This is a genomic window from Candidatus Pelagibacter sp. PS_16, assembly GCF_059417965.1.
The window spans coordinates 1,003,456-1,015,601 of the sequence record NZ_CM182074.1; the positions used below are offsets into that span (position 1 = coordinate 1,003,456).

General features: G+C 32.7%; 11 protein-coding genes. 2 read left to right on the forward strand and 9 right to left on the reverse strand.

The features are described 5' to 3' along the window. The first annotated feature begins 44 nt into the window (after nt 1-44). Together AC5SL0_RS05290 and AC5SL0_RS05295 are read left to right on the forward strand one after the other, a co-directional pair. A complete protein-coding gene (locus AC5SL0_RS05290) occupies nt 45-758 on the forward strand; it encodes a hypothetical protein (RefSeq protein ID WP_494618041.1) in 714 nt (237 codons plus the stop codon). Then, complete coding sequence (locus AC5SL0_RS05295) at nt 759-968, forward strand: hypothetical protein (RefSeq protein ID WP_006997841.1); 210 nt, start codon at nt 759-761, stop codon at nt 966-968. A gap of 29 nt (nt 969-997) precedes the next feature. Here AC5SL0_RS05295 and AC5SL0_RS05300 read toward each other — a convergent pair whose 3' ends face one another. The 9 genes from AC5SL0_RS05300 to AC5SL0_RS05340 all read right to left on the reverse strand — a co-directional run bounded on the left by AC5SL0_RS05300 (nt 998) and on the right by AC5SL0_RS05340 (nt 12,145). After that, on the reverse strand, nt 998-5,713 hold the full coding sequence (locus tag AC5SL0_RS05300) for a PilC/PilY family type IV pilus protein (protein WP_041185765.1): 4,716 nt from the start codon (nt 5,711-5,713) through the stop codon (nt 998-1,000). A 3-nt stretch (nt 5,714-5,716) separates the two neighbouring features. Further along, nucleotides 5,717-6,235: a hypothetical protein gene (locus AC5SL0_RS05305; protein WP_027307144.1), complete on the reverse strand. Its 519-nt coding sequence runs from the start codon at nt 6,233-6,235 to the stop codon at nt 5,717-5,719. A gap of 81 nt (nt 6,236-6,316) precedes the next feature. Then, nucleotides 6,317-7,090, reverse strand: coding sequence for a pilus assembly PilX family protein (locus tag AC5SL0_RS05310; RefSeq protein WP_027307145.1), 774 nt, complete (start codon nt 7,088-7,090; stop codon nt 6,317-6,319). Beyond that, nucleotides 7,090-8,022, reverse strand: coding sequence for a PilW family protein (locus AC5SL0_RS05315; RefSeq protein ID WP_027307146.1), 933 nt, complete (start codon nt 8,020-8,022; stop codon nt 7,090-7,092). Before AC5SL0_RS05315 ends, AC5SL0_RS05310 begins: the two co-directional genes overlap by 1 nt. Next, on the reverse strand, nt 8,019-8,669 hold the full coding sequence (locus tag AC5SL0_RS05320; protein WP_011281455.1) for a prepilin-type N-terminal cleavage/methylation domain-containing protein: 651 nt from the start codon (nt 8,667-8,669) through the stop codon (nt 8,019-8,021). The genes AC5SL0_RS05315 and AC5SL0_RS05320 overlap by 4 nt, the downstream gene beginning before the upstream one ends. Nucleotides 8,670-8,673: 4 nt before the next feature. Continuing rightward, a complete protein-coding gene (locus AC5SL0_RS05325) occupies nt 8,674-9,399 on the reverse strand; it encodes a prepilin-type N-terminal cleavage/methylation domain-containing protein (RefSeq protein ID WP_018413520.1) in 726 nt (241 codons plus the stop codon). Then, the gene (locus tag AC5SL0_RS05330; protein ID WP_006997834.1) at nt 9,374-10,387 is read right to left on the reverse strand and encodes a type IV pilus twitching motility protein PilT; all 1,014 of its coding nucleotides are present in this window, start codon (nt 10,385-10,387) and stop codon (nt 9,374-9,376) included. The genes AC5SL0_RS05325 and AC5SL0_RS05330 overlap by 26 nt, the downstream gene beginning before the upstream one ends. 151 nt (nt 10,388-10,538) lie before the next feature. After that, complete coding sequence (locus AC5SL0_RS05335; protein ID WP_006997832.1) at nt 10,539-11,201, reverse strand: hypothetical protein; 663 nt, start codon at nt 11,199-11,201, stop codon at nt 10,539-10,541. Then, the gene (locus tag AC5SL0_RS05340) at nt 11,201-12,145 is read right to left on the reverse strand and encodes a mitochondrial fission ELM1 family protein (RefSeq protein ID WP_006997831.1); all 945 of its coding nucleotides are present in this window, start codon (nt 12,143-12,145) and stop codon (nt 11,201-11,203) included. Before AC5SL0_RS05340 ends, AC5SL0_RS05335 begins: the two co-directional genes overlap by 1 nt. Nucleotide 12,146 lies beyond the last annotated feature (1 nt).

Here is a 12,146-nt window from a genome sequence, read left to right on the forward strand (position 1 = left end):
TTAACCATTAGAATTATTTTTTAAATTAATATAGATCAGTGTGTATGAAAAAATTTCTTTCCATAATAACCATATTCACTTTATCTTTTTATATATTGGTTGAATTTATAGGAGACAGATTAATTAAAAATATATTAGAAGATAATATTTCAAGTTCATTAAATAGAGAAGTATCAATTAAAAAATTAAGTATTGATTATTTAAGTGGTGAAGCTCGTGCAAATAACATTAAGATACTTAACAAAAAGTTTGATGGTAATTTAGCAGAAGTAGATTTTGTTAAAGTAAATTTAGATACATTCTCAATTTTTTCTAATGATATATTGATTAACGATGTTCAATTAAACAATATAAATTTAAATTATTATTTTAAATTTTCTGACAGAATTACTTCAGACAATCTAAGAAATCTTCAACAAGATCTTGAATTTAAAAATACCGACTCTCAATCAAGCAAATACTTTAATATTAAAAACCTAGATGCTAAGAATATTAATTTAGCCGTATTATCTTCTGATTTTGATTTTAAAAAAACCTTTACAATTAATGATATGAATTTTAAAGATATTGGTAATACTAAGGATAGTAAAAACTACAAAGATATTTTAAAAAAAGTATTTAAAGACATGGTGGTTGATGTACGAGAAAAAATAATGAGTAATAATTTATTAGATGCTGTTAAAAATTTGGATATCAAGCAAATAGAGGATACAGTAAAAGACAAATTAAAGAACAAGCTGAAAGGTTTGATTAACTAAATGAATACTTTTTTATTTATCAACATTATTATTGCATCATTAAATATATTCATTTTAGTTTATGCATATTCTTTAAATTTTTTTCCAATCAAATGGAGAAAAAAAATAAAACAAGATTCAATTGTTGGTTTGGCAATTATATTTATAACTATGCTTGATATGTTTGTGTGGGTTATATATTCCTATTTTAGGTTGTTTTCAGCTTCTTAGATCCACTTGTGAGAGTGTTATAACTTGAATTAATATCCTGTATCTCTCCAACCACCTGTATTTGACAAGATCTCACCAGGAACAGCTATAACAGAATATAAAGTATCACTGTCTTCACTAGGCCCTGCAACGTTTGCGTAAAGTTTGTCACCAAATATTACTAATTCAGATAAAACCCCTTCTCTAATGAATGTACAGTTGCTTCCGTTAGCTTCTGCGCCTTTAACAAGTTTATGTGAATTATTAGTTCCACATTCATCATCTGCTACACAAATATATGCATTTCCAATATTACATCGATTTGATCCTGGAGGCGGTTCATAAACTGGAAAATATACTTGTCCTTTAAATAAAGTTGGTGGGGCAGATGCTTTTCTGTGTGAATTATTATCACCTTGTGTATCTAAATGGATTACCCAGGCACTTTCTGCAGAATCTGGGCAAAGACTAGCATCAGTATCTCCTGTAACATCTGAGCAAACAGTTGCATCATCAATCGATTTAGCATTATCAGCTCCTTGATGAGCTGTGGATGTAAAAGCTTGATCATCAAATGAAGGAATAGTCACTCCATTTAAATGTTTAAAATAAGGATAATCAAAATCTCTAATCCCATATAAAATATTATCCATATTTCTATCTATATCTCCAAGTTTATTAAAGTCTCCAGTACCACCAAACAACCAAAAATCTTTTGTGGTAACTCCTACACCTGCATCCATTGAGAAAAAAGTATATCTTTTATTGGTAGTACTTGCGTTTAATCTAAATAAGGTTGTTTGATCAAATAATTTAGCATCATTTTTTGTAGAGTCTGTTAAATTTATTTTAGTAATTTTTCCTTCTCTATCATTAATATAAACCATTGCCCCACGCCAAGGAATTCCAAATCCAGTATCAGGAGTGATCACAAGTGGGGACGTTGGAACCGCATTATTAATATTGCTACCGTTAGGTGTTTCAATTATATCATTTCCAAGAGCCACGCCTGATGGCGATGTATCAACAATTGTAATTGGTCCACCGTTTTGATCTCCACCGTAAAGTTTTCCTGGCTCATCCATATTGTCTAATTCAACCATAAACAAAGCAGAGCCCGCACATAAATTATTATTAGCCATTCCTGCACCCATAATTGCAACATATTTATCATTTGCTGGGTCTTCTCTCTCTGCTTCAATGTCTGATGGTAATCTTACAATTCTTGGTGTTGACCAAGTTTCACCTAATTTACTATAGTCAAAGAATGGATCAATTCCAGAAGATGATGTGCATGAGGTTTGAACAAATATATTTGTTGTTTCTCTTGTTTCATTTACACTTCCACCTGGATTATAAATTTTATCTTCATCAAAAGTAATTACAAATTGGCCATCGATCATTCTTGCATCTGAAAATTCTACTGGCAAAAATTCACCATCAACCATTTCTGAAACATTTATCATGTTTTCAGGTATGGATTGATTATTTGGGGTATTAAAAGATATATCACTAAAAGTGAAAGTTCTTCCTATGTAACAAGAAGCAGTTCCAGCAGTTTTAAATTCTCCAGTCACATCTGCATCAGACTGACATACAGCAATTGCATCTTGATTAGTAGTCGTCTCCGAGTCGATGGCTTCATCAGCAGTAACAGCTTCATTAAAATTTGATTGCGCTTTTAGGGCTTCATCTGAAGCAGATATTTCTGCAGAGCTTGAAAAATACTCTAATTCTCTAACTTCTCCTTCGTTGTCCATGATATATACAACATTATTAATATAATCATTATATACACTGAACATATGCATTGGTCCTAAACCATCTCTTACTAGTGGAGTGGTTACATCTAATACTGAAAAACCAGATCCACCTCTTCCAAACGGTTGGAATAATATGGTATGCCAACTAGCGGAACCTTCGACATCACCCTCTGGAGTTAAGCCTTTCATAAACACATCATGGACAACTGGAGAGCCGTCTACTCCAAACACTGCATTACTACCTCCCTTAAATCCATCAATTGCTCCATCAAGTCTGGAGTTAATTAATGTAGGTAATTTTCCAATTAAAAAGGGTGGTAAGAATGCCCATTCTTCATTTCCTGTTTCAGCAGAAAAAGCATGGAGTAATCCACTGTTAGAACCTGCATATAAAATATTTCTTCTACTTTGTTGTGAAGCTTTAAAGGCTTGATAATTATTTATAGTTCTAAAGTAAGCTTCTTGGTTATTATCAGTAAATTGGGTATTTCCATCTGGTGCGCCAATTTCAATTAATTGAGAATGATATATATCTCCAAGAACATGGCTTCTTAATTCTGTAGTGTCACAATCTCCATCATAATCAAAAAAATCTTGACCAGCTAAAAAACGTAGAATTCCATCTCGCTCATCATCTGTGGTATCATCTCCACCACATTTTGATGTTGAGGAATGATAATTTCTAAGAACATATCCTAGTCTTTCCATCTCAGGTTCTAAAGTTGGTGCAGTAGCCTCATTAACGTTATCCCAATTTCCTAAATAATCTAAACTTTGATCTGCAATGGGTGTCCATATATTTCTGCTATCAGCTGTACCAGGATCTGTAGGCCCGCCAGCTGCTTGCGTTCTTACTCGAGCTGCTGCATCCCAGTTTCCTGGTGCGTTAGGATCATGTTCAACTGTTCCATCTGCATTTAAAGTTTTCCTCAATATGGTTCCTTTCCACTCTCCAAATTGTTCATAAGCAAATTGCGCTTGGTATAATGAACCCCCTTGTTGAATGGTTGCTGTAATGGATGGTGCGGTAAATGCTAATCGCTCAGCTAAAATTTGTCTAATTTTCTGCTGAAGCTCAGTCTGAAGTTCCAGAGGTGTAGTGGCTACAATAGTTTGTTCACAATCTTCACCACCTGCTGCATCACATGAACCAACTAAAGCTAATTCATTAAATCTATTCATACCACTAGCTTTTATTCCATCTCCATAAGCAACCATCAAAGTTTTAATTCCTAATTCCTCTCTCATTCTCGTAAGTCTGCCTGCCGTACGCCCTTGAAAACTAGTTGAAGCAGTTCCTGTACCAGACATCTCACCATCACCAATAACAATTACATAATTTAACTGACAGTCAGAGTTTGGGTCATGAGGAGAAACTGGACCAAAAAAATAATCATGAGCAATCTGAGAAAATGCTTCAGAGTCTGTGCCCCACTCCACTCCTAATCTCTCAACAACAGGAATAGCGTTACCAGCACCCTCTGGACCAATTCCAACATTTAAACAAGAATTACCAGTACATATTCTGCTTTGACCAGCAGGATGATTGCCGGACCAACCTCCATAATAATTGCAAGAAGTACCACTACCATGGCAATATTTGCCACCTCTTCTACCAGTTTTTCCCTGACTACCTTCGCCAGCGTTCCAGTGACCAAAACCAAAATTAGCACCACTAGTTAAAGTACTATCTGTCAAAACGGCAATAATTGCTGCTTTTGCTCCGTCTAGTCTTGTTATTTTTGGCCCACCATATTGAATTTGCCAAGCTGTATTTCTATTTGCAGATGTAAAATTAGCTTCTGTTAATTCATCAACATAACTATTATGACTAAATAAAATTCTCCCACCAGATTTACTTATAGCAGTTAGTGCATTTGTAACTCTAACGCTATCAGCAGCTAAATTTCCAGCAGCTTGACCAGCGTTTGAAAGTGAACTAGCGGTTCCTAGACCGGTAATACGTGTACAAATGTTGTACCCAGCAGTCCATTGTACTCTTACAAGTTCTCTTCCGCTACCTCCTACAAAAAAAATATCATCGTCATTGCTAGATAACTCAAATTGTGTAATTTGGTTTATAGTTGAGTTACGGCTAGCACGACACTCCTTTTTTTCACCCCAGGCATATGAAATTACATTTTGTCCTCCAACATTTCTTGTTGCATATTCATAAAGATTCCCATCATCAGAAATATACATTCTTGTAGAGTCGCTATTTAATCTATAACGGTTTCCGTCATATATTCTGCCAAACACATCCGTTTGACCTTTACCTCTACCTGTAATTTCTTCGCAATCAGCTTGATTTAGATTACAGGTCATTTGAAAAGCATTTTTTCTACCCGATCTACCAAAAACTCCTACAATAATATGTCCTGCTGCATTAGCACTAATGTCCATACCGCGAATATGTTTTACACTATTTACCGTTAGTGCAAGTCTACATCTATATTGTGTATCAAGGGCAATAACTGCAACAGAAGAGGACCCATCATCAAATTGAACAGCAAATAAAAGATTTTCGTTACTGATATTAGTTCCTGGAACAGTTACTCCTGTTACATAGCGAGCTTCATGATATTTTCTAGTTGTAGAAATAAGATGATTAGTTGTTCTGGATCCATCCCTTAAACGGTAATCACATCGTTGATCAGTATTACTTCCTGCCCACCAAGTATCTCTTGTATAAGATCCGCCTGATTGATTGGTTCCAGTAAAGTTAATTCTCTCACCGGCAGAATTAAAAAGATATAATCCTCCCAGCGATTTATCGGCACTTGTTAAAACCCTATTTCCATTTCCATCGATTGCAGCAGAGCTTATAACAGGAATACCATCTCCTAATGTACGTCTCATACTAGCGGAGCTATCTAATAAAATTAAAATATTAGCTGGTACATCCCCTTCACCTGATCCAGGTGGCAATGGTTTTGCATAAGATGTTTGATTAAAATTAATAATTAAAATTAATAAACTAAATAATTTAAATAATATTTTCATAAATTAAAAAAACTTTATGACATTAGGTCCGAACAAAAATGAATCAAACTCTGGCTTTGTAATAATTAACATTTCATAAATTCCACTTGAATCACTAACTCTACCATAAATGACGTCATCACCAAAAGATGACAAAGATATAGCCCCTGTCCACTCTTCATCAAAATCTACTTCACTTTTGTACCCTAAATGTGTTTTTGCAAAGTCTATAATTTTGTTATTTTTTGCTTCACCCAAAGCACCTTCAATTTCAGTTCCAATGAGTTTTCCTTCTTTAATAAATACTTTTAAAACACTATTTTCTAATTGAGAATTTTCACATAAATTTAAACTGTCATATTCTTTAACGTAGGTAGCAGTTGGATCACCACCACCCGGAGGCTCGTCTAAATTATCATATTTTTCAATGATGCTTGAAACTGGGGTACCAATTTGTTCTTTTAAAAATTCACACGCCCCGCTCATGCTTAATGAACTGAAATATAAAAAAAGTGATAAAAATCCAATAAAGATATTTTTCATTATCATTAATAATAGCCCGTATTTTAAAAGATTGTAATTAAGATTGTAATTAAAGTAATGATTATGGTGTTCATTTTGTGTTTAACTAGATAAAATAATTAAAGTTTCTAAAGGAATTAAAATTTCAGGATCCTCAAATTCGCCTAATTCTGCGCCCTTAGGCATTAAATATCCACAACCATATATTCTATAAGCTGTTCCTTGTCTTTGAGCGTTAGTAGAGGTTTTTTTAAGACTAGCCCCCGCTCCTTTAAAGGTAGAGGAACCAACATTAATTGAAAAAAACTCATATCTATACCTTTTTAAATATTCTTTTTCTTTTTCTGCATCATCTGCCTCTAATCCTACATCACTTGGGGTATTTAAAATTGGCTCAATTAAACTTCCAAAATTTTGATTAGTAAAATGATCTGTAACTAAAGATAAATTTCCCCCACTATCATTTCTGATTAAATTTCTAAAACTTTTAAAACAAGGAGTTTCTACAGGAGTAAGAGTATTTCTAGGAGTATCTCTTCCATCTGTGTTTCTTGCAAAGCCATCAATTGCTGTGGCTGTAAGTTGCTCAATATAATTATTGTGAGCAGTGATCTCTGTAGGTGTAGATCCAACTGGTGGTGTGGTAATCGTACTCACTTCTGTCCAAGGTCCAATCATTCTATTAATTATTCTTTTCTCTGCTTCAATTAAGGCATGTTCAGCAACATAAAAAGTTTGTTGATATTGATCACTAGTATTATTGCTTTGATGATCCCCTGAAGAAATTACAATTAAAGCTCCACCCATCAACGACATTACTAATAACATCACAAGTGATAAAATTAGTGTAAATCCATTTTGATTATTTATTTTCATTAAAATATATCCTGTCCAACAATATTTCTTGTGTATACGGTCACCACTACATTATCTCTTAAGTTTCTATCTGAAAAAGATCTTATCGCTCTAGAAAATCCACTTAATTGTCTTTCATTTCCTGTCCTACTTTCAAATCTAAAGAAAGGCTTTTCAGAAATAAATGCGATCCTAATATCTACTGCTCTAATTTTATATAAATTTCCCCTCGAAGCTTCAGAATTTGTACTTGGGTAAGGACTTAAAACTTTTCCATTTTGATCTAATGCAATAAATTCCATATCTTCAACATAATCTCTTACTAATTCATTGTGATAACACTCGGAACAATCTGATACCCAACTTCCAGTTTCTTGACCAATATTTTGTTGCCAACTAATTTTGGATTTGTATATGCCGTATCTTGGATTTATAGGGCCATCAGCATTAGAACCATCTGATAATGGATTTGCAAAATAAGTTAGCTTATATCTTTTGTAAGGTTGAGTAGCATCATTTTGATTAAAATCATCATAAACAATATGAATTTTATCACAGCAAGTATCATCTAAGTTATGTTTTGGAGTTGGAGTAGCAATAGCATCACTTAGTGAATGTCCAAGTTCATTTGGAATTATCACAATTGGATCATGGCTATCTTTTACCGTAGTAGCACCACCAACAAATTCTAAATAACTTTCTACTGGAAAACCCAAATCATTATCACCTAAATAATATTTAAATCCTGCCATTCGTGTATCACGAATTAATAACTCGATTAAATCTCTAGAAGATCTGCTTACTTTAGCTTTTTCTAACACTTGAGTATAAGTTGAATTTACAATTGAATAAGTTGTATAAATTGCAGCCATCATTATCGATGACACCACCACACTAATTAAAATCTCAATTAATGTAAGACCAGCAATAGATTTTAAATTTTTTTTATTCATTGTTTAAGTTTATAGTCTGACTGAAAATATATAAATTTTCTTTTTTTACCTTCATTTAATTTCATCTCCACTCTACCAATGTACAAAGGCTCATCTGTTATAGAATCTAATTTATAATCACAAGCATCCCACTTACATATTTCAAATACTTGCAATTTTTTTTCTTCAGTTGTGCTTTTACATTTTAAAAATCTATTTTCTTCAAATATAGTATTCCACTTAGCTTGTTTATTTCGAGGAGCATCCACTTGTTGAGTTTCATAGATGTTTTGTTTATTCTCAACTGGTGTAGTGGTATTAGAACTGCTTCCACCACAGCTCAGATCTGCACTCCAACTATTGTCACTTAGATGCTTTGAAAATGTATTTAATGTGTCTCCATCTAGTGATGCGGTCCCATCAGTACTATAGATTATATTTTCATTATCAGAATTTACTCCATAGAAAGAATTTTTACTTCCAATGACGTCTTCTACTATCATCTCAGTTAAAAAATTTGCCTTAGTTCTATCTCCTGAATTATCTATTGATTGAACGGAAAAATTTGTCATTTGTAAAATTGAAACAAATCCAATTCCAATAATCACAACTGAGACAAGTGCTTCTATTAAAGAAAGTCCAGAAATATTATGTTTTTGTTTTTTCATCTTGTTATTGTTTAACCCAATCAGAATTTCTTGTATCCCATTTTTCAAGTATCACATTGCCAAATCTTGACCATTCAATAACATATAAATGATCATGCTCTGAAGCAGGTGTTCCATCGCTATCAACATCGCAACTTGATCGATCATTTGTTCTTCTGCAAATAAATAAAGTATTATCTACAGATCTTGCTACATCCCCCTCTTCAGGCAAGGATGATTGTAATTTACCTGCGCCACTGTACCATTTCTCATTTTTACTAAAACAAATAGCTCCGTCATCCCCTTCCCAAGAAGTTGCCATATTATCATAAGTAATTTGTCTTACTTCAACATTATCAGCACCTTGATCTGGATCATCATCCCAATATGCATCGTCTGTTATATTACATCGATCACCAATTTTTGCCCACCAGTCACTAGTTCCATCATTTAACAAACTTGCTAGTTTTTCTGGTTTCATTCCTTTTGATGTAACAATTAAATTTCTTTCTGCGCCATTCACTTCTTCTAATATATGTACTTGAACAAATGCATATTGACCTCTTTGAACTTGTGAATTTATTCCTTCGATTAAAGATTTTATGCTAAGTACTGCGCTTCTAGTCTCTCTATCTTTTCGCCATTCAGAAAAATTGGGATAACCTATGGCTGAGATGACGCCAATAAGTACAACGACAACAATTAATTCAAGGACGTTAAATCCTTTAATCTTCTCGTCCTGCACTCGCATCTATCTTACCTGCCTTAACTAATTCTTCTAATGATTTAGTCATAGTAATCATACCATCTCTCACAGAAGTTTGCATGATGCTAGGTATTTGATGAATTTTAGCCTCTCTAATTAAGTTTTGAATTGGAGGCGTACACTTCATCACTTCAAACGCTGCACAACGGCCTTGACCATCTTTTGTTTTAAGAAGTCTTTGAGTAACCACCATCTTTAAAGAAGAAGATATCTGTGCTCTTATTTGAGCTTGTTGCTCAGGTGGAAAAACGTCAATAATTCTATTGATGGTATTAGGAGCACCACTAGTGTGAAGTGTTCCAAAAACTAGGTGTCCTGTTTCAGCAGCAGTTAATGCAAGTGAAACTGTTTCTAAATCTCTCATCTCCCCAACTAGAATTACATCTGGGTCTTCTCTGAGTGCAGCTTTTAATGCACTAGAAAATGTTTTGGTTTGCTTTCCTACTTCTCGATGAGACACAATACTTTTTAAATCTTTATGAATAAATTCAACTGGATCTTCAACTGTAATAATATTTGAAGTTCTAGTTTTATTAATCTCATTTACAATTGCCGCAAGTGTTGTAGACTTACCAGACCCTGTTGGTCCAGTTACTAAAACTAATCCTTTATGCATATCGACAATATCATAAAGAACTTGGGGTAAATCAAATTGATCCATTTCAGGAATAACGCTCTCTACTCTTCTTAATACAGCAGCTGGTCCTTGAATAGTTTTATAAAAATTAGCTCTAAATCTTAATCCACTTAATGTAACTGATGAATCTAACTCATGAGTTTCACTAAACTTTTTCATTTCAGTTTCGTTACAATTAGTAGATATTAGATCTTGAAGATCTTGTTCTTTAACAACAATTTCTTGAATTTTGTGTATTTCTCCAGTTTGCCTAAACGCTAATGGCCAACCAGTTCTAATATGAAAATCTGAAATTTTTTTATTATTTTTTGCTAATTCTTCTAATTTTTCAAACATGATGAATTTTTACATACAAATATTAACAAAAACAATGTTTACTTAGTCATCTGTGTTCAAAATAAGTTTTTTCTTTTATTTGGAGGTAATGAAGCAATCAGAATGGGGACTAATAGATGTTATTGTTAATAATGAAAGAGTTTTAATTTAATTACAGAACTTTCCAATCTGTTTCAAAAGTAACATAGTTAACCTGAATGCATCGTCTTTCCTTAACTATTTTTTTCTTTTCCATACCATGCCAAGTGTTGGGCCCACTAGTAAACATGTAGCCATAGTTATTTTTGTAAGGAACTGTTTTAACTTTTTCTAATTTTTCATTATAAAAATCTGTTCCAAGATCTTCAGACTCGTTAGCATTATTTATAAAAATTAATCCAGACATCAGTTTTTCTTTGATATCGCAGTGGGGCTTTAACCAAAAACCCTCCCTATCACAAATAACTTCAACTCTAACATATGAGTTCGATAAATCTCTATCGATCATTTTTGAAATAGTTCCATGAACTTCCTTGGATTGAAGTTCTTTAATAAATTTTACTAAGTTTGGAAATTTTTTTTCATTTTCTTTTGTTACAAAACATCTAAATTTAATTGCCTCACCGCCCGAAGCTATTCCCTCTCTAAACTCTGCAGCACCACCATCAATTGCTCTGGTGCCATCATAATTAAGATTGTGCTTACTGACATCTGGAATATCAGCTTTAATAATTTCCTCAATGGCCCCGTCAGATAGTGCATTATTATATTCCCAGTGATCAAAAGGAAATTCATGTTTTTTTGCCTGATTTTGAATTGAATTTAAGAATGACATTAAGAATTAATTTTTTGTTTAATAATATTTGCTACTCTATTCGTTTCATCCAATTTTTGATAGTTCCAATTCTCTACTTCTTCACCTAAATTTCTAGTAATATTTAATTCTTTAAATAAATTTCTAAATCTTTGAAATCTTTTGTCATTTTTTTTAGGTGAAATATTAGCTACGTAGATTGGTTTTCCAGTTAAAGCAGCTTCTGATATCATGGAGCTAGAGTCACATGTTACTACAATTTTTTCTGAAATTGCTAAAGCTGATAGATAAGCTTTCTTATCAATAGTTTCAATAACTGTATGATTTTCACCAAAATAATCTTTTACATATTGAATTATATTTTTTGGTGTTCTCATTGAAGGGATCACAACTAGTTGAAAGTTGTTCTGTTTATTTAAGTTGTTTAAATTTTCAAAAATAGCTTTAATATTTTCTCTTGAATATTCATAATACTTTGTAGGACCACCCATTATTAAAGCCCAAATTTTTCTTTCATCTTTTTTTATAAATGAATTTAAATAATCTTTATTTTCATTTATTTCACTTTCAGTAAGGTAATGAATTGCACCTTTTGTACTGATAACATTTTGGCCTTCAATTCCATCATGTTCTGGTGCCACAATGAAATCAAAATTTTTAAAATTAACTTTTGGATTTTGAATATGAATATTAATAACTCTTTTATTAGAATTCTTTTTTAAATGAATAGATGGAATTACACTTTTTCTTCCACATGAAATGATTACATCAAAATCAGAAGATTCTACTTTTTTATAAACATTACTTGAAACTGGTGTTAGCTTTGGGGGAAATAATTTCCAAAAATTATTAAGTTCAATCTTCTCGTGTATAAAATCTAAATCTAGGGCCTTTGCTAAACCTTCTACTTGGCTGATCATGCCGTGCATACCCTCAGTCAATAATATCCCTTTTAATTTTGTCATT